The organism is Stenotrophomonas sp. Y-13 (assembly GCF_046267925.1).
GTDB lineage: Bacteria > Pseudomonadota > Gammaproteobacteria > Xanthomonadales > Xanthomonadaceae > Stenotrophomonas > Stenotrophomonas acidaminiphila_A.
Genome location: NZ_CP176501.1, coordinates 2784183 through 2809571 on the forward strand (window position 1 = coordinate 2784183; position 25389 = coordinate 2809571).

At 71.6% G+C, this 25389-nt stretch carries 19 protein-coding genes and 1 pseudogene; 3 read left to right on the forward strand and 17 right to left on the reverse strand.

Annotation, left to right across the window (positions count from 1 at the left end; genetic code table 11):
• Positions 1-23 precede the first annotated feature (23 nt).
• The 3 genes from ACJ7VY_RS12635 to gap all read right to left on the reverse strand — a co-directional run bounded on the left by ACJ7VY_RS12635 (position 24) and on the right by gap (position 5281).
• Entirely contained in the window at positions 24-1403 is a 1380-nt protein-coding gene (locus tag ACJ7VY_RS12635; protein WP_409475749.1) for a DUF3999 domain-containing protein, read from the reverse strand.
• Positions 1400-4111, reverse strand: a complete 2712-nt coding sequence (locus ACJ7VY_RS12640; protein WP_409475750.1) for a DUF2339 domain-containing protein — start codon at positions 4109-4111, stop codon at positions 1400-1402. Before ACJ7VY_RS12640 ends, ACJ7VY_RS12635 begins: the two co-directional genes overlap by 4 nt.
• Positions 4112-4279: 168 nt before the next feature.
• Entirely contained in the window at positions 4280-5281 is a 1002-nt protein-coding gene (gap, locus tag ACJ7VY_RS12645) for a type I glyceraldehyde-3-phosphate dehydrogenase (RefSeq protein ID WP_409475751.1), read from the reverse strand.
• Between the two features lie 242 nt (positions 5282-5523).
• Between gap and ACJ7VY_RS12650 the strand changes: the two genes are divergently transcribed.
• Together ACJ7VY_RS12650 and ACJ7VY_RS12655 are read left to right on the forward strand one after the other, a co-directional pair.
• Positions 5524-6168: an OmpW/AlkL family protein gene (locus ACJ7VY_RS12650; RefSeq protein ID WP_104939448.1), complete on the forward strand. Its 645-nt coding sequence runs from the start codon at positions 5524-5526 to the stop codon at positions 6166-6168.
• A 134-nt stretch (positions 6169-6302) separates the two neighbouring features.
• Positions 6303-7130: a S1/P1 nuclease gene (locus ACJ7VY_RS12655; protein WP_409475752.1), complete on the forward strand. Its 828-nt coding sequence runs from the start codon at positions 6303-6305 to the stop codon at positions 7128-7130.
• Positions 7131-7471: 341 nt separating this feature from the next.
• On the opposite strand, the gene ACJ7VY_RS12660 is transcribed toward ACJ7VY_RS12655, so the two are convergent.
• From ACJ7VY_RS12660 to ACJ7VY_RS12670, 3 genes are read right to left on the reverse strand one after another with little or no spacing between them, the layout of a single operon-like run.
• Positions 7472-8056: a hypothetical protein gene (locus tag ACJ7VY_RS12660; protein ID WP_104940252.1), complete on the reverse strand. Its 585-nt coding sequence runs from the start codon at positions 8054-8056 to the stop codon at positions 7472-7474.
• An 8-nt stretch (positions 8057-8064) separates the two neighbouring features.
• The gene (locus tag ACJ7VY_RS12665) at positions 8065-9327 is read right to left on the reverse strand and encodes a TonB family protein (protein ID WP_409475753.1); all 1263 of its coding nucleotides are present in this window, start codon (positions 9325-9327) and stop codon (positions 8065-8067) included.
• The gene (locus tag ACJ7VY_RS12670; protein ID WP_275692498.1) at positions 9314-9688 is read right to left on the reverse strand and encodes a BlaI/MecI/CopY family transcriptional regulator; all 375 of its coding nucleotides are present in this window, start codon (positions 9686-9688) and stop codon (positions 9314-9316) included. Before ACJ7VY_RS12670 ends, ACJ7VY_RS12665 begins: the two co-directional genes overlap by 14 nt.
• Positions 9689-9806: 118 nt before the next feature.
• Here ACJ7VY_RS12670 and ACJ7VY_RS12675 point away from each other — a divergent pair, with 118 nt between their 5' ends.
• Positions 9807-11762, forward strand: coding sequence for an acetyl-CoA hydrolase/transferase C-terminal domain-containing protein (locus ACJ7VY_RS12675; RefSeq protein ID WP_409475754.1), 1956 nt, complete (start codon positions 9807-9809; stop codon positions 11760-11762).
• Between the two features lie 113 nt (positions 11763-11875).
• On the opposite strand, the pseudogene ACJ7VY_RS12680 reads toward ACJ7VY_RS12675, so the two are convergent.
• The 11 genes and pseudogenes from ACJ7VY_RS12680 to ACJ7VY_RS12730 all read right to left on the reverse strand — a co-directional run.
• Positions 11876-12055, reverse strand: a pseudogene (locus tag ACJ7VY_RS12680) (glyoxalase); the annotation flags it as partial.
• Between the two features lie 110 nt (positions 12056-12165).
• Positions 12166-12546: a VOC family protein gene (locus ACJ7VY_RS12685; RefSeq protein WP_312347035.1), complete on the reverse strand. Its 381-nt coding sequence runs from the start codon at positions 12544-12546 to the stop codon at positions 12166-12168.
• A 218-nt stretch (positions 12547-12764) separates the two neighbouring features.
• The gene (tkt, locus tag ACJ7VY_RS12690; protein WP_312347037.1) at positions 12765-14771 is read right to left on the reverse strand and encodes a transketolase; all 2007 of its coding nucleotides are present in this window, start codon (positions 14769-14771) and stop codon (positions 12765-12767) included.
• A gap of 214 nt (positions 14772-14985) precedes the next feature.
• A complete protein-coding gene (locus tag ACJ7VY_RS12695; protein WP_104939455.1) occupies positions 14986-16308 on the reverse strand; it encodes a dicarboxylate/amino acid:cation symporter in 1323 nt (440 codons plus the stop codon).
• 171 nt (positions 16309-16479) lie between these two features.
• Positions 16480-18153, reverse strand: coding sequence for a BatD family protein (locus ACJ7VY_RS12700; protein WP_409475755.1), 1674 nt, complete (start codon positions 18151-18153; stop codon positions 16480-16482).
• 17 nt (positions 18154-18170) lie between these two features.
• The gene (locus ACJ7VY_RS12705) at positions 18171-19964 is read right to left on the reverse strand and encodes a VWA domain-containing protein (RefSeq protein ID WP_409476814.1); all 1794 of its coding nucleotides are present in this window, start codon (positions 19962-19964) and stop codon (positions 18171-18173) included.
• Positions 19943-20938, reverse strand: a complete 996-nt coding sequence (locus ACJ7VY_RS12710) for a VWA domain-containing protein (RefSeq protein WP_313247609.1) — start codon at positions 20936-20938, stop codon at positions 19943-19945. Before ACJ7VY_RS12710 ends, ACJ7VY_RS12705 begins: the two co-directional genes overlap by 22 nt.
• Positions 20938-21393 carry a DUF4381 domain-containing protein gene (locus tag ACJ7VY_RS12715; RefSeq protein ID WP_313247608.1) on the reverse strand — a complete coding sequence of 152 codons (456 nt, stop codon included), beginning with the start codon at positions 21391-21393 and terminating at the stop codon, positions 20938-20940. Before ACJ7VY_RS12715 ends, ACJ7VY_RS12710 begins: the two co-directional genes overlap by 1 nt.
• Complete coding sequence (locus ACJ7VY_RS12720; protein ID WP_409476815.1) at positions 21390-22268, reverse strand: DUF58 domain-containing protein; 879 nt, start codon at positions 22266-22268, stop codon at positions 21390-21392. Before ACJ7VY_RS12720 ends, ACJ7VY_RS12715 begins: the two co-directional genes overlap by 4 nt.
• Before the next feature lie 113 nt (positions 22269-22381).
• Positions 22382-23392 carry a MoxR family ATPase gene (locus ACJ7VY_RS12725; RefSeq protein WP_293761551.1) on the reverse strand — a complete coding sequence of 337 codons (1011 nt, stop codon included), beginning with the start codon at positions 23390-23392 and terminating at the stop codon, positions 22382-22384.
• Positions 23393-23508: 116 nt separating this feature from the next.
• The gene (locus ACJ7VY_RS12730; protein ID WP_313247607.1) at positions 23509-25389 is read right to left on the reverse strand and encodes a type IV pilus secretin PilQ family protein; all 1881 of its coding nucleotides are present in this window, start codon (positions 25387-25389) and stop codon (positions 23509-23511) included.

The following is a 25389-nucleotide window of genomic DNA, read 5'->3' on the forward strand; positions in this document are numbered from 1 at the left end:
GGCGCCACCGACATGCAACGGCGTCAGTCGCCCGCCGGACGCTGGCCGCGCAGCAGGCTGAGCGCGAAGCCGGCCACGGCCAGCGCGCCGGCCACCAGCACCGCCCACAGCAGGAGGCTCTTCCAGTCGCGCGCCGGTGCCGCGGGCACATAGGCCGCGTCGCCCGCGCGTACGCTCGGCTCCCCGAGGGCGGCCGCCGCCGGCTGCCACTGCGCGCCGTTGCGCGCGCGCAGCGCGGCCAGCATCGGTTCCAGGCGGCTTTCGCGGGCGGTCGCGCGTGCATTGCCGGCCACCAGCCGGTACGGCGCCCGGCCCTGGGCGAGGAACACCACGCTGCCCGGCCGATAGCCCAGTTTCAGGACCGGCGCCGGCGTGCCGGCCACGGCCGGTTCGGCCTGCAGCTGCCATTCGCGGTCGGCGCTTTCCTGGCCGAGTTCCAGCGGCGCCGACGCCTGCCTGCGCCCGCCGTCCTGCAGCGTCCACGTGTTCCAGCCGGTGGCGCGCACCTGCCAGGCCGGCTCCGCGCCGTCCGCCTTGCGGTCGTCGTCGCGGCTGGACACGGTCCAGGCCACCGCGGTGTTGGGCGGCATCGCCACGTCCACCCGCTGCACCGGGAAGCGGCCCTGCAGCCGGTAACGGAAACGGGCCGGCGCGGTGTTGTCGGGCGCCGAGGCGGCCAGTTCGAGCCACTGCCAGTCGTCCGCCACCGCGTCGCCGGCCAGCTCGCCGCGCAGCGCGCGCAGCGGCGGCGCGCCTTCGCGCTGCAGCGGTACCAGCCGCAGGTAGCGCAGCGACGTGGACAGCGCCACGCGGTCGCTGTCCAGCTGCCGGCCCTGGTTGCGCAGCCGTACCAGCCGCACTTCCGGGTCGAGCACCTGCCAGCGGCGCAGGTCATCGCTGCCTTCCAGCCGATAGCCCAGGTCCAGCGGCTGTGGCTGGTCGTCCCATTCCACGCGCAGCGCCTGCACCTGCCCTGCCCGCCGGCCCAGGTCCACCAGCCACGACGGATCGCCGGCGGACACGCCGGCAGCGCCCGTCGCGCTGCGCACCGACACCACGTTGCCGCCGGCGTCGCGCTGCACCACCACGCTCAGGTCGCCGCCCGCCGTGGTGGCCGTGGCGGCGGGCATGGCGAACCAGTCCAGCTGCACCTGCCGCGCCGGCGCGGCGATCGGGATGGCCGCGGCCTGCAGTGCGCTGGCCATCGGCTTGCCGTCGGCGTCGAGCACCTGCACGTCGCGCAGGTCGCGCCAGTAAGCGGCGCGGTAGACGCCCGCATCCAACGTAATCCGATAGGCGCCGGCATCGGCCTGGGCCGGCTGCAGCGGCCACTGCAGGGCGAAATCGTCGGCCGCCTGCGCCGCCAACGGCAGCAGCGCCATCCACCACAAACGCCTGATCATGCGGATGCTTCCTCTGGTTGCGGTTCGTTGCCGCGACCACGCGGCGGTGCCGGCGCCAGCCAGCCGACCAGCGTGCACAGCAGTCCATAGGCAATGAAGGCGCCGATGCCGAGCAGGTCGCCCAGGTTGCCGCGGTCGATCAACAGCAACTTGGCCAGCACCACGCCCATCAGGATCGCGCCGGCCAGCCACACGCCCCATTGCCCGCGGCGCGAGCCGCTGACCCAGCCGATCACACCCAGCAGGCTCCAGGCCACGGTCAAGCTGGTCTGCGCCAGGCTGGTACCGATCAGGCGCCCATTCCAGTCGACGCCGCCCCAGTGGTGCACCCCGCGCAGGGTGATGACGCTGACCAGCAGCAGGCCCGCCAGTGGCAGCAGGCCGCGGCGCAGTCCGGCCGCGCGCGGCCCCGCCGGCGCGGACCACAACAACATCGCCGCCAGCACCAGCACCGCCCACTGCGCCAGGTCCAGCGGGTTGAACAGCGCGATCCATGGCAACGGCGCCGACGCGCCGGCACTGCCCAGCGACACCAGCCACCACAGGCCCAGCACCGCGAAGATCGCCGCCTGCAGCGGCGTGCGGTAGCGGTCGAACGCGGTACCCAGCGGCTGCGCCAGCCAGTGCCAGCGGCGGATCGACAGCGCCGCCAGCAGCAGCCACGGCAGCGCCAGCAGCATGCCGACCCAGCCGCCGGCCAGTTCGAAACGCGTGCCCAGGTGCCAGGACAACAGCGACAGCACCGTCGGCCACAGCAGCCACCAGGCAAACTGCGCCGCACCGGCGATGGCGTCGCCCGCCGCGCGCAGGCACAGCAGGCTGCGCAGGCCCAGCGCGGCGAACAGCGGCCAGGCCCAGGCGCCATGGCCGGCGAACGGCTGGCCATACGCGCCGAGCTGCAGGAACGCCAGCGGGAACGCCAGTACCAGGCAGCCGAGCGTGGTCAGCGACAGTGCCAGCGCCGGGCGGCGCCGGTGCATCTCGGCCGCCAGCCAGCCGCTGATGCCCAGCAGCAGCAACAGGCCATGCAGCACGCTGCGCGGCTCGACGAAGCGCGCGACCTCGGTCCCGATGTTGCCCATCCACCAGGCCAGGCCCCAGGCATAGGCGATCGCCGCCAACAGCCGGTTGCCGGCGTCACGCAACAGCCAGGCGCTGGCGAAGGCGGCCAATGCGATCAGCAGCGCGCCCATGAAGGCGGCGTTGGCGACCGCCGATGCCGCGGCGTCGCGCACGCCGTGGGCGCCGTCGATGCCCAGCGCCAGCGCGAACGCCGCCGCCAGCTGCAGGCCGATGCCGGTCCAGCGCGCCAGCCGGCGCTGCTGCATCAGGCCCAGCCAGACCAGGCCGGCGCCTTCCAGCGCGAACACCGAGGCGGTGGCCTTGGCCGACAGCGCCAGCGGTACCGCCAGCGTGGCGAAACCCACCGCCAGGATGGCATGGCCCTGCGCCAGCAGTTGCAGCCGCTCGCGATGCCACGACGCACGCGCCAGCAGTGCATAGACCGCCGCCACGCCGAGCGCGCACAGGGCCAGCGGCATGCGCTCGCCCTGCAGCAGGCCGGCCTGCAGCGAGAACGCCACCAGCGGCGTGCCGAACAGCAGGCAGCCGTCGATGCGCGCGCCGCCCGGCGTCGCCGCCCGGCGCGCATACAGCAGCGGCAGCAGCAGGTAGAACGCGAAGAACAGCACCAGGAACGGCTCGGTGCTGGCGAACTTGGCCGGCGTGTAGTCCAGCACGCCCCAGAGCGTGCCGATGCCCCAGGTGAAAGCGAAGCCGAGCAGGTTGAGGATGCGCCACGGCCGCACCCAGGCGATGGCGAAGATGCCGGCATTGAGCAGCGCGTAGTACGAGAACAGGCCGACATGGTTGCCGCTGCCGTCGGACAGCCAGATCGGCGCCATGAACCCGGCCAGCACGCCGAGGATGGCCAGCGTGCGCGATTCCTGCAGCACCGCCATCACGCACAGCCCGGCGATCAGCACCACGCTGATCGCGAACGCCGGCAGCGCGTCGATCAGGCCGTGGTTCTTGAACGCGGCGAACACCACCAGCAGCAGCACGCCTATCGCGCCGCCCTGCAGGGCCAGCGCGAACGCGCGGTGGCTGGTGCGCTTGCGCCAGGCAAACACCAGCCCGGCCAATGCCACCAGGCTGATGCCGGCCAGGCGCAACGCGGGCGGGAAACTGAACCAGCCGGCATCGCTGCCGTACTTGAGCAGCGCCGCCACGCCGGCCAGCAGCACCAGCATGCCGACCTTGACCGGCACGTTGCCGCGGGTGAACCACTGTTTGATGCGCGCGACGCCGCGCTCGATGAGGTTCGGCCCGGGCGCTGCCGTCGCTTCCGGCACGGGCGCGGGACCGGGCGCGCTGCGGACCTGCCGCGGCGCGACGGGTTCACGCAGCGGCGGCAACGGTGGCGTAACCATGGGCGGTGGGGGCTGCGGCGCATCCATCACCGGTTCCGGCACGGGCTCGACCGGCGCGGGCGGGAGCTCCCACGCCTGCGGCAGCCCATGCCGCGCGTCGCCCGGATCGGCGGCGCGGCCGGCTTCGCCGACCTGCCCGCGCGCCAGCGCGTCCTCGAGCGCGGCCACGCGCCGCTTCAGCGAGGCCACCGATACCAGCGCCATGACCAGCAGCACCGGCACCGCCAGCACCACCGCCAGCAGCAGCAACCCCAACAACACGATCTCGTCGTCCATTCGCCGTCCCTGTCACCGGAAGGTGCCACACCACCTTCATCCACGCCCCGTCGAAACGCAAGCCGCACAACCGCCACGGCGGCGCCCTGCGCCCTGCCGCATCCGTGCCGCCGCAGGCAAAAAGAAGGGCGCCCGCGGCGCCCTTCCTTCATACCCCTGCGGTGCGGATCAGGCCGCGACCACGCGCACCATCTCCAGGCACTTGTTGGAGTAGCCCCACTCGTTGTCGTACCAGCTGACCAGCTTGACGAAGGTGGAGTCCAGCGCGATGCCGGCTTCGGCGTCGAACACCGAGGTATGGGTCTCGCCGCGGAAATCGGTGGCCACGACCTTGTCCTCGGTGTAGCCCAGCACGCCCCTCAGCGGGCCCTCGCTCTGGGCCTTCACTTCGGCGCAGATCTCGGCGTAGGTGGCCGGCTTCTCCAGCTCGACGGTCAGGTCGACCACCGACACGTCCGAGGTCGGCACGCGGAAGCTCATGCCGGTGAGCTTCTTGTTGAGTTCCGGGATCACCACGCCCACGGCCTTGGCCGCGCCGGTGGACGAGGGAATGATGTTTTCGAGGATGCCGCGGCCGCCGCGCCAGTCCTTGTTGGACGGGCCGTCGACGGTCTTCTGGGTGGCGGTGGCGGCGTGCACGGTGGTCATCAGGCCGCGCTTGATGCCCCACTTGTCGTTGATGACCTTGGCCAGCGGCGCCAGGCAGTTGGTGGTGCACGAGGCGTTGGAGATGATCGCTTGGCCGGCATAGGTCTTGTCGTTGACGCCGAACACGAACATCGGCGTGTCATCCTTGGACGGCGCCGACATGATCACCTTCTTCGCGCCGGCATCGATGTGCTTCTGCGCGGCTTCCTTGGTCAGGAACAGGCCGGTGGATTCGATCACCACGTCCACGCCCGCCTCGTCCCACTTCAGGTTGGCCGGGTCGCGCTCCTGGGTCAGGCGGATCTTCTTGCCGTTGACCAGCAGGTGGCCGCCTTCGATGGCGACATCGGCCTTGAAGCGGCCGTGCACGGAGTCGTACTTGAGCATGTAGGCCAGGTAATCCGGCTCCAGCAGATCGTTGATGGCCACGACCTCGATGTCGTTGCCGAAGTTCAACACTGCCGAGCGCAGCACGTTGCGCCCGATGCGACCGAAACCGTTGATGCCGACCTTGATTGCCATGTTCACGAACTCCTGCGGCCGCAGACCGCTGCGGCGGGGGTGGAAAGGGGGCTCATTGTAGCAGCCGGGCCCCGCCCGCTGGCCGCGGCGGCCCGCGCCCGCACCGCCGGCGGCACCGGTGCGCGGCCACGTGGATCGTGAACGCGCCATGAGCGCGGACGCGGGTTTGATCCGAATCAAGGCGGGCATGCGCCGCCGCGCGGAGACTGGCGCCATCCTCACCAAGCAAATGGAAACGCACCATGCGCAAGACCCCCGCCCTGCTGCTGTCCGGCCTCGCCGCCGCCCTGGTCCTGTCCGCCGCCCCCGCCATGGCGCAGTCCAAGGGCGACTGGACCCTGGGCGTCGGCGTCCACAACGTCGATCCGAAGTCCAGCGCCGGCGACCTCAACGGCTCGGCCCTGGGCCTGGGCGCGCTGCCGACCAAGGTCGACAGCAGCGTGCGCCCGACCGTGACGTTCGAGTACTTCGTGGCCAACAACGTCGGCGTTGAAGTGCTGGCCGCGCTGCCGTTCCAGCACGACATCAGCATCGACGGCGTCGGCACCGTGGGCCGCACCAAGCAGCTGCCGCCGGTGGTCTCGCTGCAGTACCACTTCGCCAACAGCAGCAAGGTCACCCCGTTCGTCGGCCTGGGCGTGAACTACACCAAGTTCTTCAGCACCGACAGCAAGGGCGCGCTGACCGGCACCCGGCTCAAGCTGGAAGACTCGTGGGGCCTGGCCGCGCATGCCGGCCTGGACTTCGCGCTGACCAAGAAGGACGCGCTGCGCGTCGACCTGCGCTGGGCCGACATCGATACCAAGGTCAAGGTCAACGGCAACAAGCTCGGCACCGCCAACATCGACCCGCTGGTGTACGGCGTGGCCTACGTCCGCTCGTTCTGATCCCGCCCTCCCCCGGTACCGAGGGGGAAGGACGTTCCCAGGGCCTGTTCATGGCCCGCCGCGAGCCAAGCGCGGTGGGGTCGTGGACAGGCCCGCCACTTTCGGCACACGTCCGCCGCCGATGCGCCGCTAGAATGCGGCGGATGAAAATCCGCGCCCGCATTCCCCTGCTTTTCTCCGGCGTCGCCCTGGCCGCCTGCTCCCTGGTCTCCACACCCGCCTTCGCCTGGGGCGCGCAGGGCCACCGCCTGGTCGCGCGCATCGCCGAAACCCGCCTGGATCCCGCCGCGGCAGCGGAAGTGCAGCGCCTGCTCGCCACCGAGCCCGGCGCCACCCTGGCCAGCATCGCACCGTGGGCCGACCAGCTGCGGGCCGGCGACCCGGACCTGGGCAAGCGCTCGGCCGGCTGGCACTACATCAACATGGCCGAGGACGGCTGCACCTACGATCCGCCCAAACACTGCCGCGACGGCGACTGCGTGGTCGAGGCTCTGAAGGCGCAGAGCGCACGCCTGGCCGACCGCAGCCTCAGCGACGCCGAGCGCCTGCAGGCGCTCAAGTTCGTCGTGCACCTGGCCGGCGACCTGCACCAGCCGATGCACGCCGGCTACGGCCACGACAAGGGCGGCAACACCTACCAGCTGCAGTTCAACGAGCGCGGCACCAACCTGCACTCGCTGTGGGACAGCGGCATGTTCTACGCCCTGCAGCTGGACGACGAGCACTACCTGCAGCGCCTGCAGGCGCTGCCCGCGCCGGCGGGCGTCGGCGCACCGCAGCTGCAGCGCGATGCCACCCGCTGGGCCGAACAGAGCTGCGCCATCGCCACCCGCCCGGGCATCTACCCGACCAACCGCAAGGTCGGCGAGGCGTACGCCTCCACCTGGCGCCCGGTGGCCGAGGCGCAGCTGCGCCTGGCCGGCGAGCGGCTGGCGGCGCTGTTGAACGAACTGCTGGATTAAGGCGCCACAGCCACATGGAGCGGCCTGCGGTGCGGCGTGTCGTGAGAGCCGTGCCGGGCAAGCCCGGCACCTACGGGGGCCGCCGCAGCCGCCTCGTAGATGCGGGGCTTGCCCCGCATTGGGGGCGTCGGGAAAGCGTGTGCCGGGCGAGCCCGGCACCTACAGGGGCCGCCGCAGCCGCCTTTCGTCGATGCGGGGCTTGCCCCGCATTGGGGGCGTCGGGAAAAGCGCGTGCCGGGCAAGCCCGGCACCTACGGGGGCCGCCGCAGCCGCCTCGTAGATGCGGGGCTTGCCCCGCATTGGGGTCCGTCGGGAAAGCATGTGCCGGGCGGGCCCGGCACCTACGGCTGCGGCGGCTGGCCCAGCCGCACGCGCGCCTGCCCCTGCACGATCTCGAAGGTGAACGCATAGGGCAGCGTCACCGGCACCGCCTCCACCTGCGCCGCGCCGGCGCAGTCGTCCGGCGCGACCGGTGCCGTGCCGGGGGCGAAACCGCAGATCGCCGCGGGCGTGAAGCGCCATTGCCGCACGGCATCGTCGGCGGCCTGCAGTAGATGGCCATTCTCCGCATCGTTGCCGGCGCCGCACTGGCTGTGTGTCAACAGCGGGAAACTCCGCTGCACCTGCCCCTGCGCATCAAGGACGACATTCAGGCACACCGTCACCGGCGGCAGTGATCGCCGCGCCGGCATATCGGGCAGTTCCGGTAATGGCGCATGCAGCGGCCGGGGCATGCGGAACACCTCGCGCCCGGACAGCGTGTACGGCTGCACGTCCCCGGCCTGCCCGCCCGCCGGCTCCGGCAGCAGCAGGCGCTGGCCGATGCTGTAGCTGCTGTCGGCCACGTCTTCGCTGGCGGCCGGTCGCGTCGCGCAACCGGCCAGGGCCAACAGCACCGATCCCGCCGACACGACGCCGACACGCATGCACCACATCACTGCACGCTTCCCTTGCCGGCTGCGCGGCCCGCGCCCCGGTCGAAAAGAACCGGAACGCGCACCGTGCCGGCCACCGGCTTGCCGTCCTTGCGGGCCGGCGGGAATCGCCATCGGCGTGCGGCCTCCACCGCCGCTTCGTCGAGATCGGCGTGCCCCGAACCACGTTCGATCCTGACGTCGGTGGCGGTGCCGTCGGCCGCCACGTCGATCTGCAGCAGCAGCCTGCCGGCATGCGTGCCTGGCGGATAGCGCGGAGGCGACCGGCGGGCGAACGCGATGTTGTCGGCCGGGGCCCCGGTCGGTTCCGTGTCACCGCGCGGCGGTGCCGCCAACGCAGGCGCGGCGCTTGTGGCGAGCGCGTCGCTCGGCGCCGGTTGTGCGGCCCAGGCCGCAAAACCCAGCGCAAGGGATACCCCCGCCGCCAACAGCAGCATGCCGAACCATTGTCCCTTGCCGGGTACCGGACGCTTCAACATGGCGATGCGCTCCTTGAGCGGATGGCGGTCCTGCCAGTGGCAGCCCAGCGGCAACGACGACAGCGCCAGCCCGGTCTTGAGCATGGCGTTGCCATAGCTGCGGCGCGCGCCGTCGCTGCGCGCGATGACACGTTCGTCGCAGGAAAACTCCTGGTCCTCGCGGCAGCGGCGCAGCGCCAGCGGCAGCAGCGGGTTGAACCAGTACACGCACTGCAGGGCCGCCAGCAGCGCATTGACCGCGATGTCACCGCGGCGCAGGTGCACCTGCTCGTGCAGCAGCACCAGCCGCTGCTCCTGCGCGGTGTAGCGGCGTTCGAAATCCGCCGGCAGCACGATGCGCGGCGGCCACAGGCCGAGCACGGCGGGCAGCCCGACCGTTGCCTGCGCCTGCCACAGGCCATCGTCGCGGCGCCGCAGCGCCCCCAACCCACGGACGAACCGCCGTTGCTGGCGCAGCAATCCGGCCATCACCAGCAGCGCGCCGGCCAGCCAGGCGCCGCCCAGCGTCGAGGTCCGGGGCAGCGACAGCGTCGATGAATGCCCCAGGACGGTGCGGGCGGCCGGCAGCACCGCGTCGATGGCGTGCACCGGCAGTACCGCCACGCGCGGCGCCGGCAGCAACACGGCAACCATGGCCACCGGTACCGCCAGCCACAGCAGGTAGGCCGCGCTGGCGCCCAGCCGGCGCCGCACCATGCCACGCAGCGCCAGCACCGTCACCATCGCCACGCTGCCGGCCAGCGCGGTGGCCAGCAAGACCCGCAACCCTTCAAGACTGATCATCGTCGAGCTCCTCCAGCAGCCTGCGCAGTTCGGCCACGTCGTCGCGGCTCAATTTCCGGTGCTGGCTGAAATGCGCCACCAGCGGCGCCACGCGCCCGTCGAACAGGCGCTCGAGCAGGCTGCTGCTTTCCTCCAGCAGCCACGCCTCGCGCGCCACCTGCGGTGCATACAGATAGCGCCGCCCCTCTTTCGTCGCGCTGATCGCGCCCTTGTTGAGCAGGCGGTTGAGCAGGGTCTTGACGGTGGCCTCGGCCCAGCCGTTGCGACCGCCCAGGCGGGCGACCACGTCCTCGGCGGAAAGCGGGTGCGACTCCCACAGGGCCTCCATCACCACCGCTTCGGCCTCGCTGATCCGGATCATCGTTTACGCCTGTAATTTTTATCGATTACACAAGTAAACGCACGCCCTGTCAAGCAGGCCGACCACGGGTTCATCGCGCCGATGCTGTAATGCGGCTCCCCCCTGACGGCGCCCCGCCATGCCCCACCATGTGACCGACCCCGATGCCGCCGCGGCGTGGTTGCTGGCCCGCGTCGAAGGGCCGCTGCGCATCGCCGCGCCGCTGGCGCTGGGCAAGCCGCACCGACTGCTCAACGCACTCTACGCGCGCGTCGGGGTGGACCCGTCGCGCCCATTGCAGCTGTACACCGCGCTCTCGCTCGATCCGCCGCATGCCGCCGGCGACGGACTGGAGGCACGCTTCCTGCGCCCGTTCGTGGCGCGTCATTTCGGCGCGGACTTCCCGCGCCTGGCCTATGCACGCGACATGGCGCGTGATGCGCTGCCCGCGCATGTGCAGGTGGAAGAGTTCTACATGCAGTCCGGGGCGCTGCTGGGCTCATCGCAGGCACAACGCGCCTACACCAGCCTCAACTACACCCATGTCGCCGCCGCCCTGGCCCAGCGCGCACCGCATGCCATCGTGCAGAAGGTCGCGCGGCGCGAGGGCAGCACCCGGCTGTCGTTGTCGTGCAACAACGATCTCACCCAGGACACGATCGACGCGGTCATCGCGCGTGGCCTGCCACGTCCGCTGCTGATCGCCGAGATCGACCCCGAGCTGCCCTGGCTGGGCGGCAGCGCCACGGTCGACGCGGCGTTCTTCGACCTGGTGCTGACCCCGCCCGGGCCCTACCCGAAACTGTTCGGCCTGCCGCGGCAGCCGGTCAACGATGCCGAGTACGCCATCGGCCTGTATGCCAGCACGCTGGTGCGCGACGGCGGCACCCTGCAGATCGGCATCGGCGCGCTGGCCGACGCGCTCAGCCACGCGCTGGTGCTGCGCCACACCGACAATGCCCGCTACCGGCGGGTGCTGCACGCGCTCGATCCGACGCTGGCGGAGCATCCGCTGGTGCGCGAAATCGGCGGGCTGGAGCCGTTCGAAACCGGCCTGTACGGGTGCAGCGAGATGCTCAACGAAGGCTTCCGCAAGCTGGTGCAGAGCGGCGTGATCCGGCGCAAGGTACATGACGACCTGGCGCTGATGCAGCGCCTGGCCAACGGCAGCGCCTACACCGCCGACCACGCCCGGCTGGCCGAGGAAGGCGAGTATCTCCACGGCGCGTTCTATCTGGGCTCGCCGGAGTTCTACGACTGGCTGCGGCACCTGCCCGCCGACGAATGCCGGGCCATCGGCATGCGCCGCATCAGCGAGATCAACCAGCTCTATGGCGGCGACGAAACCCTGCAGCGGCTGCAGCGCCGGCAGGCGCGCTTCTTCAACTCCTGCATGATGGCCACCGCGCTCGGTGCGGCCGTGTCCGACGCGCTGGAGGATGGCCGCGTGGTGTCCGGCGTCGGTGGCCAGTACAACTTCGTGGCCATGGCGCACGCGCTGCCCGATGCGCGCAGTGTGTTGATGTTCCGCGCCGTGCGCGATGATGCGGGGAGTGCCCGGTGCAACGTGCGCTGGAACTACGGCCACACCACCATCCCGCGGCACCTGCGCGACATTTTCATCAACGAGTACGGCATCGCCGACCTGCGCGGCATCACCGACGAGGACTGCGTGGTCGCGATGGCCGGCATCACCGACGCCGCCTTCCAGGCGCCCCTGCTGCAACAGGCGAAGCGGGCGAAGAAGCTGGCGGCCGGTTTCGTCGCGCCCGCGCACTGGCAGCGCAATCGCGCCGCTGTCCTGTCCGCGGCGCTGGCGCCGTTCCGCCGCGACGGCAGCCTGCCCGACTACCCGCTGGGCAGCGATTTCACCCCGGTCGAGCAGGACCTGCTGCGCGCCCTGCAGTGGTTGAAGGGCAACACCGGCAGCACCGGTGGCAAGCTGCGCACCGTGCTTGCGGCCCTGCGCCAGCGACGCGGCGACAACGATGCCATGTACCTGCAGCGCATGGGACTTGAGCGGCCGGAAGGTCTGGCCAGCTGGCTGGACACGCGCCTGCTGCGGCTGGCGCTGGCGCGCACCGCGCGGGCCTGACCACCGCGCGTCGCGCTCAGGCACCCGCGGCAGTCATTGGGTGCCGCGGGGATGTTCACCCGCTGGCCAAACGGATCGCGCGCGACGAACCGGCGCATGTCCCGGGGTTCGCGCGACGGCGCTTGTTCAAGGGCGATGCCGGTGGCACGGGTGCGGCGCAGCGCCTCGTCCAGGTCATCGGTTTGCACCGACAGATCCGACGCCGGCGCCCCCGATCCGCCTTCGATGGCGAAGCTCGGCTGCGTGGCCGTGCGAGATGCGGCCGCCCAAGTGCGGATCCAGCCGTGGTCCATGCCCGGCTCCCGCACAGGAACCGCGCGGCAGCACGCGTCGGCGGCGTCCAGCGGAGCACTGCGCAGGTGGCGACGCCACGGTCCGCCTGCATCGGCTTGTCCGCGACGCGCTATTGCCCCGCCGGCGGCTCCCACAGTTCGACCTTGTTGCCCTCCGGGTCGATGACCCAGCCGAACTTGCCCTGCTCGGAGACTTCGGTCCTGTCGACGACGTCGCAGCCCTCGGCACGCAACGCCGGCAGCAGCGCGTCCAGGTCGGCGACGCGGAAGTTGACCATGAAGGACGCCGTGCCTGGCACCATATAGGCCGTGTCGGCCGCGAACGGGCTCCAGATCGTCATGCCCGGCGCACTGCCCTCGCCGCCCCACGGGAAGACCGCACCGTTCCAGTCACCGACATCGAGCCCGAGGTGGTCGCGGTACCAGGCTGCCAGCGCGGCCGGGTCCCTGGCCTTGAAGAAGATGCCGCCGATACCGGTCACGCGCTTCATGGTGCTTCTCCGGAGGCCACCCGCGACGGGGCGCACGCGCCGATGCTCGCATGCCGGTGGCGCCGCATCCAGGGGGCTCCCGACAACGCCGCGCGACCATCGCACCCACGTGCTGACCCAGGCGGCGGCGAAGTACGGGGCCACCGCCGCACGGGGTGGCGCGCAAAGAAAAGGCCGGGAAATCCCGGCCTTTTCTCACTGCCCGGCGATGTGACGCATCAGCGCGCCAGCTGCGCCCGGGCCGCGGCGACCACCGCCTCGGTGGTGATGCCGAAGTGCTGGTACAGCTTGTCGGCCGGGGCCGAGGCACCGAAGCTGTCCAGCCCGACCACCGCGCCATCCAGGCCCACGTACTGGCGCCAGAAACCAGTGACGCCGGCTTCCACCGCCACGCGTGCGCGGACCGCGTGCGGCAGCACCGACTCGCGGTAGGCCGCGTCCTGGCGGTCGAACACGTTGGTCGACGGCATCGACACCACGCGGGTCTTGATGCCGGCCGCGTCCAGCTCGGCCTTGGCAGCCATGGCCAGGCCCACTTCCGAGCCGGTGCCGATCAGGATCACGTCCGGCGTACCGGCGGCGTCGGCCAGCACGTAGCCGCCGCGTTCGATCAGCTTGACCTGCTCGGCGCTGCGCGGCTGCGGGGCCAGGTTCTGGCGGCTGAAGATCAGGCAGCTGGGGTTGTCACGGCGCAGGATCGCCGCCTTCCAGCTCACCGCCGATTCAGTAGCGTCGCACGGGCGCCAGACGTCGTTGTTGGGGATGTAGCGCAACGAGGCGATGTGCTCGACCGGCTGGTGGGTCGGGCCGTCCTCGCCGAGGCCGATCGAGTCGTGGGTGAACACGTGGATGACCTGCGCCGGGATCAGCGCGCTCATGCGCAGCGCGTTGCGGGCGTAGTCGCTGAACACCAGGAAGGTGGCGTCGAACGGCAGGAAGCCGCCATGCAGCGCCAGGCCGTTGGCGATCGCGCTCATGCCGAACTCACGCACGCCGTAGTGCACGTAGTTGGCCTGCGGGTCCTCGCCGACCACGGTGTGCGCGCCCTTCCACAGGGTCAGGTTGGAGCCGGCCAGGTCGGCCGAGCCGCCGACGATTTCCGGCAGCAGCGGCGCGAACGCCTGGATCGCGTTCTGCGAGGCCTTGCGCGAGGCGATGTTCGGCGCCTCGGCCTGCACCTGGGCGATGTAGGCATCGGCGCGGGCGATGAAGTCGGCCGGCAGCTCGCCATGCGAGCGGCGGGTCAGCTCCTCGGCCTCGGCCGGGAACTGCGCGGCGTACTTGTCGAACAACTGCTCCCATTCGGCCTGGCGCAGGGTGCCGGTGCCGCCCGCGCGCCAGCCGGCGTAGATCTCCTCGGGAATCTCGAACGGGCCATACGGCCAGTCCAGCGCCTTGCGGGTGGCGTCCAGCTCGTCCTTGCCCAGCGGCGCGCCGTGGCTGGATTCCTGGCCGGCCTTGTTCGGCGAACCGAACCCGATGGTGGTCTTGCAGCAGATCAGGGTCGGCCTGTCGAACTGCGACAGCGCCGCGTCGATGCCCGCCTTGATGCTCTCCGGGTCGTGGCCGTCGACGCCACGCACCACGTTCCAGCCGTAGGACTCGAAGCGCGCCGGGGTGTCGTCGGTGAACCAGCCTTCCACTTCGCCGTCGATGGAGATGTTGTTGTCGTCCCAGAAGCAGACCAGCTTGCCCAGGCCCCAGGTGCCGGCCAGCGAGGCGGCTTCGTGCGAGATGCCTTCCATCAGGCAGCCGTCGCCCATGAACACCCAGGTGCGGTGGTCGACGACTTCGAATTCCGGGCGGTTGTAGCGCTGCGCCAGCAGCTTTTCGGCGAGCGCGAAGCCCACGGCATTGGCGAAGCCCTGGCCCAGCGGGCCGGTGGTGGTTTCCACGCCCGGGGTTTCATGGCGCTCCGGGTGGCCGGCGGTCCTGCTGCCGAGCTGGCGGAAGGCCTTGAGCTGCTCGATCGGCAGGTCGTAGCCGCTCAGGTGCAGCAGCGCGTACTGCAGCATCGAGCCGTGGCCGTTGGACAGCACGAAGCGGTCGCGGTTGAACCACTTCGGGTTGTTCGGGTTGTGCCGGAGGTAGTCGTTCCAGAGCACTTCGGCGATGTCGGCCATGCCCATCGGCATGCCGGGGTGGCCGGAGTTGGCGGCTTGCACCGCATCGGCGGCGAGGAAACGGATGGCGTTCGCCAACTGGCGGCGGGTGGGCTGCGTCATGGTTCGTCGGGTCGGGAGGCTCCCGCGGAGCTGCGGGCGGCCTATTGTCCCACAGAGCACCGGGCAGGTCAGGCCGGCGGCGGCACGGCGCAGGACACGCGCAAGGCCCCGGGCGGCATGCCGGTGCCGGCAGCAGGCGCCGGCTTGCGGCAGGCGGGAAAAACGCGAAGGCCGCCCCCGGGGCGGCCTTCGTGGCATCCGTTTCGCCGGCGGCTCAGTGGTGGCCGGCGTTGTCCGCCACTTCCGGCACTTCCTCGTCGGTCACGCCGCTGCGGTGCGAGACCACGACCGCGGTGGCGAGGTCGCCGGTGACGTTGAGCGAGGTGCGGCACATGTCCAGGAAGGTGTTGACGCCCAGGATGATGCCGATGCCCTCGGGCTTGATGCCGATGATGCCGCAGATCATCGCGATCACCGGCAGCGAACCGGACGGGATGCCGGCGGTACCGATGCCGCCGAGGATGCACAGCAGCAGCACCATCAGCTGCTGCGGCATGCCCAGGTGCAGGCCGTAGACCTGCGCCAGGAACAGCACGGTGATGCCTTCGAACAGCGCGGTGCCGTGGTGGTTGGCGGAGGCGCCGACGGTCAGCACGAAGCGCGAGACCTTGCGCGGCAGCTTCAGGTTCTCCTCGGCCACGCGCAGGGTCACCGGCAGCGTGGCCGACGAGGAGGCGGTGGCGAAGGCGGTCAGCGTGGCTTCCTGGGTGCCGCGGAAGAAGCTGCGCGCCGACATGCCGCCCAGCAGCCGCACCCACAGCGGCAGCACGATGAAGCCGTGGATGGCGATCGCCAGCAGCACGGTCACCACGAACCACATCAGGCTCTGGATCACGTCCCAGCCGAGCCGCGCGGTCAGGTTGAACATGAAGGCCGCCACCGCGAACGGCGCCAGCTTGATGAACATGCCGATCAGGTGCATGCACACCTCGAACAGGCCCTGCACGGCGTTCTTGAACGCGGTGGTGCCCGCGGTCGGCTTCATCACCAGGCCGATGCCGATCATCAGTGCGAAGAACACGATGCCCAGCTTCTTGCTGTCGTCGCCCATCGCGTTGACGATGTTATGCGGCACGATGTTGACCAGCAGGTCCATCAGCCGCAGTTCGTTGCCCTTGCTGACGATCTCGCCGGTCTTGGCGCTGCTCATGGCCTGTTCGACCAGGGCCGGCTCCATGTGCGTGCCGGGCTGCAGCAGGTTGACGCACAACAGGCCGATGCCGACCGCCAGCGCGGTCACCACCGCGGTGTAGTTCAGGGTTTTCCAGCCAAGCCGGCCGAGCGAGGCGATGTCGCCCAGCTCGGCCACGCCCAGCACCAGTGCCGAGAACATCAGCGGCACCACCAGCATGAACAGCAGGTTGAGGAAGATCTGCCCGAACGGCTGGGTGACGTAATCGATGGTGGTGTTCACCCACGCCGCATCGGCGGAAGTGGCGTGCGCCACCAGGCCCACGATGGTGCCCAACATGAACCCCAGCAGCACTTTGATATGCAACGGCATGGAGGGCTTGCTTGACGCGTGGGCGTGGGGCATGCGGCGGTACTCGCGGGCGAAAGATCGCGTAGCTTAACAAAAGCTGCACAGCCGCCAACCCTGCCATTTGGCCCGGTCCCCGGGGGTACCGGGACGATGCGTCGGGGCGTCTCCGCAGCCGTCCCGGCGGCGTCCCGGCGCCGGCGCCACGGCGGCGATCCGCCCGACCGATCAGCCGGCTCCCTGCCCCGGATAGAGCGGCGGCAGCGGTGATGGCGGGGCATCGGCCCGCGCCCGCCATGCCGGTCCGTTGGCGAACGCGGCGCGCAGCGCGGTGCGTGCCGCGGACCCGCTGCCACCGGCCCAGCGGGCGCGACGCAGGGCTTCCAGTGCCTCGCGTTGTGCCGCGCTGTCCAGGCGCGCGGCCAATGCATCCAGGTCGACGACCGGCGGCCGGGCCAGGCCGCGCAGCGCCTGCTCGACGTCATCTAGGTCGCCGGTGTCCAGCGCGCGCCTGAAGTCGGCCAGCGAATGTGTGCCCGCGCCGGCGTCGCCCTGCCCGCTGTCGCCTGGCCTCCGCGGGCGCTGGCTGGGCGGCGGGCGCCGCCGGGTCAGTGCCCAGACCAGGGTCAGCAGCCACAGCAGCGCGAACCCGGCCGCCAGCAGCGGCCACGGCGACGCGCGCAGCAGCCGGGCGCCGGCCACCGCGATGGCGCGCTCGCCGGTGGCCGCCGGCGGCGCGACCGTGGCGGCGGGCGCATCCGGCGCCGGCACCGCGGCTGCCGCGCCGGTCCCCGGCGCCACCTCCAGGCCCAGGTCGGGCAGTGCCGCGGTCCTGGCCTCGGCGGCGCCCACGTCCCACCAGCCCAGGCGCAGGCCTGGCACCTGCAGCGGGCCCGGCACCTGCGGCACGATGGAGTAGCGCCGCGTCAACTTCAGCCGCGGGCTTCCGCCATCGAAGGTTTCGTCGTACTGCGGCGGCTCGGCGAACACCTGCGCGGCGTCGCCCAGGGCCGGCACCGGCAACTCCGGGAACTGCGCACGCGTCGCGCCGACCGCGGTGGCCTCCACCTGCAGCGTGAACGCCTGCCCGACCTGCGCCGACTGCGGCGCGGCGGTGTAGCGCAGGCGCAGGTCCTTCAATGGCAGCCACGGCTGCGGTGCGGCATCGGGCACCGCGCGCACCTGCAGGGTCTGGTCGGCCGCGCGGGCACTGAGCGCGCCGGTACCACGGCCGAGCAGATCGTCGAACAGGCCGCCGGCGCCGCGACCGCTGAAGCGCGCGCCCTGCAGCCGCAGCGGGCCGCTGCGTTCGGGAATCAGCAGGAAGCGCCGCTCGACCACGTTGTAGCGGCGGCCACCGACGTCATGCGACGAGGTGCGGTCCTCGCCGACCCGCTGCAACGAGGCCGAAGCCGGCGTGGCCAGGTCCAGCTCGCCGGACGCCAGTTGGGTCGCGAAGAACAGCCGGACCACCACGCCCACGCTCTGCTGCACGTACGGCTGTGGATCGTCGACCTCGGTTTCCACGAAGGCCACCGCGTCGCCGGCGCTGGCCACCGGGGCGGGATCGACCCGCAGTTGCAGCGGCGCCGTCCGCGCCGCGCCAACGCGCAGGGCCGGCACCTGCAGCGCGCCGCTGCGCCGTGGCGTAAGCACCACGCCGAACAGCGCGGTAGTGCTGACGCTGCCATTGGCCAGCCGCGTCTGCCGGCCGCTGGTACGCCCGCCCAACGCGAAATCGGCCTGCAGCGGCGCGTAGTCCGGTGCCGCGCCGGGCTGGTCGGTCTCGATGTTGAGGGTGACCACGTCGCCTTCGCCGATGCGGTCACGGTCCAGCCATGCGCGGGTCTGTGCCTGCACGCTGGCGGCGCAGGCCAGCAACACCCACAACCCCACCTTCATGAGAACGCTTCGCCGCTTCATTGCCCTTCCCGCCTGCGCCGCTCGTATTCGAGCTGGAACTTCGCCTTCAACAGATCGCCCGGCGCATCGGGCACGCGCTGCATCCATGCCTCGATCGCCTGCCGCCGCTCGCGCTCCTGCGGTCTCATCGCCGCCTGCGCCGCGCGCTTTCCGGGGTCGCCATCGCCGCCCGTCTGCCGGCGCAGCGCCTCGGCCATGCGCTCGCGCTGGGCCCGGTCGGCCTGCTGCTGGCCGCGGGCATCTTCCGCCTGCGGCGCCTTCGGCGCCGTATCGGCCGCGGCCTGGCCCTGTCCCGGCCGCGGCGGCGCGTGCTTCGGCTGCGAGGGCGATTGCCCCTGTTGCGACGGGGCCTGCGATGGCGGTGGCTGCGACTTGCCGTCCTGCGACTTGCCATCCTGTGACTGGCCGGGCGATGACTTGCCCTGCTGCGTATCGGGTGTGTTCTGCTGGCCGCCCCCTTGCGGGCCTGGCGGTGGCTTGCGCCTGCGCGCGGCATCGACCGCGGCGCGGTTGGCCTTTGCGTCGTCCATGCCCGGCCGCAGTGCCAATGCGCGGTCGTAGGCGGCGATCGCCTCGTCGTAGCGACCCTGCCGCGCCAGCGCGTTGCCCAGGTTGTACCAGCCTTGTTCGCTGTCGACGCCCTCGAAGCGGCGCTGGGCAGTGGCGAAATCGCCCTTGCGGTACGCCTCGACGCCTTCGGCCAGGCGCTGGTGCTCGTGCTGGTCCGCGCGCTGCCACCAGCCGCCGCGTTCGGCCGCATGTGCCGGCATGGCCAGCGGCAGCCACAGGCACAGCGCCAGCGCCGCCAACCCCTGCCGGCGCCGCCGGAACGCCAACAGCGCGACCAGCAGCAGCGGCGGCAGCAGCCAGTAGCCTTCGTCCTGCCAGGCGGTCTCGGTGCGGCCGGCACGCTCGCCGGCGGCGGCCTGCGGCTGCAGCACCGCCAGCGCCTGCAGGTCGGCGTCGCTGGCGGAAAGCCGCGCGTAGCGACCGCCGCCGGCGAGCGCCAGCGCACGCAACGACGGTTCGTCCAGCCGGGCATGGCCGATGCGTCCCTCGCGGTCGCGATAGGCAGCCCCCGCTGGCGTACCCAGCCCCAGCGCCGATACCGGGTAGCCGGCCGCGCGCAGGCGTGCGGCTTCGGCGGCGGCGCCCGCATCGGCGCGGTCGCTCAGCAGCAGGATCGCGCCGTCGCGCGCACCGGCCTGGCGCAGCAGGCTGCCGGCCCATTCCAGCGCCTTGCCGGCGTCCTGCCCATCCACCGGCATGACCTCCGGCGCCAGTGCGTCGAGGAACAGCGCGACGTTGGCCGCGTCATCGGTCAACGGCGCCACGGTGAACGGCTCGTCGGCATACGCGACCAGCGCCACCTCGCCACCGCGGCGCTCGCGCAGCAGCAGCGCCAGCTTGGCGCGCACCTGCAGCAGCCGGCTCGGCGGCAGGTCGGCCGCGCCGGTATGGCTGGACAGGTCCAGCACCACGACCAACGGCGTCTTCGATTCCCACAGCGGCTGCTCCACCTGGCGCCAGCTGGGCCCGGCCAGGGCCAGCACCGCCAGCAACAGGCCGACCGGTACGGCCAGCCATCTGCCGCGGGCGCGGCGGCCGCCATCCGCCAGCAGGTGCGGCAGCAGGTGCGCGTCCACCACGCTGCGCCAATCGCCACGCCGGCGCCGCCGGTACCAGCCGCCCAGCAACACGGCCGGCAGCAGCAGCAGCGCCCACAGCCAATCCGGGCGGATGAAATGCAGGCTGTTCCAGAACGCGATCACCGGCGCCGCTCCGGCCAGGCCAGCGCCAGCAGGCCCAGCAGCAGCGCCGCCGCCAGCGGCCACGCATACCGCTCCAGCCGCGGACGCAGCGCCGGTCCGGCGCTGCGCACCGGCTCCAGGCGATCCAGTTCGGCATAGATGCCGACCAGCTCGCCGGTATCGCGCGCGCGGAAGAAGCGGCCGCCGGTGTCCCGGGCAATGCGCGCTAGCGTGTCCTCGTCGATCGGGTCCTCCGCGCCCGGCAGCCGCATGCCGAACAGCGATACCCCGCCGTTGCCGCCGAACGCGATGGTATGCACGCGCACGCCCTCGGCCCTGGCCAGCTCGGCCGCCTTCAGCGGGTCGATTACGCCGGCGGTGTTGACGCCATCGGTGAGCAGGATCAGCACGCGCTGGCCTTCGGGTTGCCCGCGTAACCGCTTGACCGCCAGCGCGATGGCATCGCCCAGCGCGGTCTCCCGCCCGGCCAGCCCGACCACGCTGTCGCGCAGCTGTTCGCGCACGCTGGCGCGGTCGCGGGTCAGCGGGGTCAGCGCATAAGCGCGCTGGCCGAACACCAGCAGGCCGATGCTGTCGCCCTCGCGGCGGTCGAGAAAGTCGGCCAGTACCGCCTTGGCGGCCGTGAGCCGATCCACCACGCGGCCGCCGAGCAGCATGTCGCCCTCGCTCATGCTGCCGGACAGGTCCACGGCCAGCATCATCTGCCGCGTCTGCCGCGGCGGTTCGACCGCATCCCCCAGTTGCTGCGGTCGCGCGGCGGCCGCGCACAGGCACAGCCACGCCAGCCACAGCAGCAGGGTGCGCGGCCACGGCCCATGCCGGTGCACCATCGTTGCCTGCAACCGCGCCGGCGGCCAGGGCACCCGCAGTGCCGGCCCATTGCCGGCCGGGCGTGGCCACAAAGCCATCAGCAGCGGCAGCGGCACCGCCAGCCACAGCCAAGGCCAGGCGAACTCCGGCAGGCCGCCCAGCAGCGCGTGCAGGCGCTCCATCACCGGCGCCGCTCCATCAGGTCGACGAAACGCCCGCGCGCCAGCGCGCAGGCGCGCGTGGCCTGGGCCTCGTCGACCTGGCGGCGGAAGCCGCCGTCGAGCAGCAGCCGACCATCACCGTGGCTGAAATCGCGGCGCGCCGGCCCGTCGAGGAACCGCAGCCAGGCCTCGCCCTGCAACAGCGCGGCCGACGGGTCGCAGCGACGCGCCGCGCGACGCAGCAGGTCCGAGGCCCGGCCGACGCGCGCGGCTGGAGCGGATGCCGCCGCCAGCGCCGCATCGAACAGCGATTGCCAGCGCCGCCGCCGGTGCCGGCGACGCAGCCGCAGTGCCACGAACACGGCAAGCCCGAGCAGCAGGACGCCCAGCAGCAGCCACCAGCCTGGCGCCGGCGGCCACACGCCGGGCGCGGCCGGCAGGTGCACGTCGCGCAGCGGCAGCGTGGTGGCGATCACCGGCCACTCCGCGCCGCGGCAGGCGCCAGCCAGGCGTCGCTGGCGTCGTCCGATGCCAGCACCTGCACCTGGATCCTGCGCCCGGGCAATGACCGGCACAGCGCTTCCACCGGGGCGACGAAAGCCGCGTGCCAGGCATCGCGCGTCGCGCCGGTGGCCAGGTCCAGCTCCATGCGCGCGCCCGGTGCCAGCACCGGCAACACGCAGTGGGGCGGCCGCATCTCCAGCGGATCGACCAGCAGCAGCAGGCGTACGTCCACGTGCATCGACAGCGCCGACCAGGTGGCCGGGGCCACGGCCAGGGCGCTGCCCGGGTCGGCCAGCACCAGCACCCGCGCGCCCGGGTGCAGCAGGCGCGCCGCACGCTCGAGTGCCGGCTGCAGGCCTGCGTCATCCACTGCCGCTGCGCCGTACCAGCGCACCAGCGCATCGAGTACGCGCAGGACCCCGCGCATGCCCCCGGCCGGCGGCACCAGCGCGGCCCCTCCGCCCGCGCACAGCGCCGCCACGCGGTCGCCGTCGCGCAATGCCGACCAGGCCGCGACCGCGCCGGCGCGCGCGGCCTGCACCGACTTGAACCGCACCCGGGTGCCGAAGTACAGCGCCGGTGCGGTATCGGCCACCAGCAGGGTCAGCCGTTCGCGCTCGGCCTGGAAGGTCTTGGTGTGGGTGAAGCCGGTGCGCGCACTGAGTTTCCAGTCGATGTGGCGGGCATCGTCGCCGGCCACGTACTCGCGCGACTCGGCATATTCCATGCCGCGCCCACGCTGCGCGGAGAGCGCGCGCGCGGACGCGCCGCGCCGCCCGCGACGCGGGCCATGCGCCGGCATCGCCGCACGCCGCAGCGCGATCAGCTCGGCCAGCGAAGGGGCGATGCCCTCGGTCGCAGGGAGCCGGGAACCGGGGGCCGCGACGGCGTCTCCGCCAGCGGCCGACCGGGCGGGCGATACCGCCGTCGGTTTGTCCCCGTTCCCCGCAACCGGCTTGATCACGGCAACGGCACGCGGTCGAGCAGCGCCGCGACCAGGCGCTCGCCATCCCAGCCCTCGGCGGCCGCCTCATAGCTGGGCAGGACCCGGTGCCGCAGCACGTCCGGCGCCACCGCACGCACGTCGTCCGGGGTCACGTAGTCGCGCCCGGCCAGCCACGCCTTGGCCCGCGCGCAGCGCTCCAGGGCAATGGACCCGCGCGGACTGGCCCCCCAGGCGATGCGGCGGGCCAGCGAGGCGTCGTAGGCCGAGGCGTCGCGCGAGGCCAGCACCAGCTCCACCAGATAGCGTTCCAGCTGCGGCGCCATGTGCAGTTCCAGCACCGCCCGTCGTGCCTGTTCGACCTGTTCCAGCGACAGCTTCCGCACCTGCACTGGCGTCGCATCCATCTCGCGCAGCGCGCGCTCGCGGGCCAGCCGCAGGATGTCGACCTCCGCCGCGGCATCGGGATAGCCGATGCGCACGTGCATCAGGAAACGGTCCAGCTGCGCCTCGGGCAGCGGGAACGTGCCTTCCTGTTCGATCGGGTTCTGGGTGGCCATGACCAGGAACACCGGCGGCAACGGATAGGTCGTCCGCCCTACCGTCACCTGGCGCTCGCCCATCGCTTCCAGCAGCGCCGACTGCACCTTGGCCGGCGCGCGGTTGATCTCGTCGGCCAGCAGGATCGGATGGAACACCGGGCCCGGCTGGAACTCGAAGCGGCCTTCCTGCGGGCGCCAGATGTCGGTGCCGGTCAGGTCGGCCGGCAGCAGGTCGGGAGTGAACTGGATGCGCGCGAAGCGCGCGTCGATGCGCGCGGCCAGCGCGCGGATCGCGGTGGTCTTGGCCAGCCCGGGCGCGCCTTCCACCAGCAGGTGGCCATCGGCCAGCAACGCCACCAGCAGGCGTTCGACCAGGACCGACTGGCCGACGATCTCGCCGGCCAGGGCGTCGCGCAGGGCGATGAAAGCGGCATGCAGGGCGGCCTCGTCGGCCGGCGGCGGGGGCAGGTGCGGGGTGTGGTCCATAGGCGCAGTTTGACCGATCCACGCAGGAATGGTTCACCGGCACGCCGGTGGCCGCGGAGCGCAAACGAAGAGGCCGCCCTGCGGCGGCCTCCCGTGCTCTTGCGGATGGACCCGGTTCAGTGCGGCTTGGCGACGCGCAGGATCTTAGGCGTCACGAACACCAGCAGCTCGGCCTTGTCCTTGGCGCGGCCGCGCTTCTTGAACAGATTGCCCAGGAACGGCACGTCGCCCAGGAACGGCACCTTGGCCACGCTGCTGCGGTCGTTGAACTCGTACACGCCGCCGATCACCACGGTCTGGCCATCGTCCACCAGCACCGCGGTATTGATCTCGCGGCGGTTGATGATCGGCACGGTGCCGAAGTCCTTCACGTCCAGGAACGTATCGACCTCGTCCTTCTTCACGTTCATGTTGAGGAACACGCGGTTGTCCTGGGTGATGGTCGGGGTGACCTTCAGCTCCAGCAGCACTTCCTTGAACTGCACGTTGGCGGTGGGTGCGCCGCCGGCGCCGCCGCCGCCGGAGATGGTGACGTAGCCGATCTCCTTGCCCTGCTTGATCACGCCTTCGCGCTGGTTGGCGGTGACGATGCGCGGATTGGACACCACCTCGCCGCGCCCCTCTTCCTGCATCGCCGACAGCTCGACGTCCAGGGAGAAATTGGCACCCAGCAGGGTGTAGGCGATCGCGCCCGCCGGGCTGTCCGTGAAGCTCTTCGCCGGCAGGTTGACGTTCAGGCCCTGGTTGGTGCCGATGCCGTTGTTGATGATGCTGCTGTTGCCGCCCAGCGAGCCGCTGATGGCCTGGGTGCGGTCACCGACGCGACGGCCCTGGATGCCGAACTTGGCACCCAGGTCACGCGCGAAGGTGTCCGAGGCGATGACGATGCGTCCCTCGATCAGCACCTGGTCGACCGGCCGGTCGATCACCGCGATCAGCTCGCGCATCTGCGCGATCTTCTTCGGGATGTCGCTGATCATCAGCGTGTTGGTCCGCTCGTCGGCGACGATCATGCCGCGCTTGGACAGGAAGCCGTTCTCGTGCTGCGAGCCGCCGGTGCCACCACCGCCGGCGCCGCCGATGCCCTTGGCTTCGGTCAGGGCTTTGAAGATCGCCTCGGCGCTGTGGTAGTTGATCTGGATGTAATCGGTGGCCAGGTTCTCGCGCTCTTCGATCGCGATGCGGGCGTCCTCCTTGTCCTGCTCGAACTTGGCCAGCTCCGGCTGCGGCGCGACCCAGATCACCCCGCCATCGCGGCGCTTGTCCAGGCCCTTGGCGCGCAGGACGATGTCCAGCGCCTGGTCCCACGGCACGTTGACCAGGCGCAGGGTCACGTTGCCCTGCACGGTGTCCGAAGCGACCACGTTGAGGTTGGATTCCTCGGCGATCAGCTGCAGCACGGTGCGTACCGGCACGTCCTGGAAATTGAACGTCACCGGGCGGCCGCTGTAGCCGCGCGCGGCCACGGTGGCCGCGGCCTGGGCCACGGTCTGCGCGGTCACCGCACCGGTCGCCGACGGCGCCTGGCGTGGCGAGATCTCCACCACGTACTCGTTGCCGGACTGGTAGGCCAGCGACTCGAATGCCCCCTGGGTGCTCAGCACCAGCTGCGAGCCATGGCCCGACGGGCGGGCGTCGATGCGTTGCACCGGCGTGGCGAAGTCCACCACGTTCAGCGGCCGCTGCAGCGCGGCCGGCAGGGTCGCATTGCCCATGTCGACCACGATGTCATTGCCCTGGGTCCTCAGGTCCGGGCTGGCGCCCTGGCCGTCGAACTGCAGGATCAGGCGGCCGGCGCCGTCATCGCCGCGCTTGAAGTCCACCTTGGTGACCGCCACGGTCGCCGCGGGCTGCGCGGCGGCGGTCGGGGCGACGTCAGCGGCGAAGGCCGCGAACGGAGAGCCGCAGGCCAACGCAAGCGCAACTCCCAGTGCGCGGGCGTGGACCATCGCATGGCGCCGGGCGGGACGCAGGCTCAGGGCTTTGGAAAAAGTCAT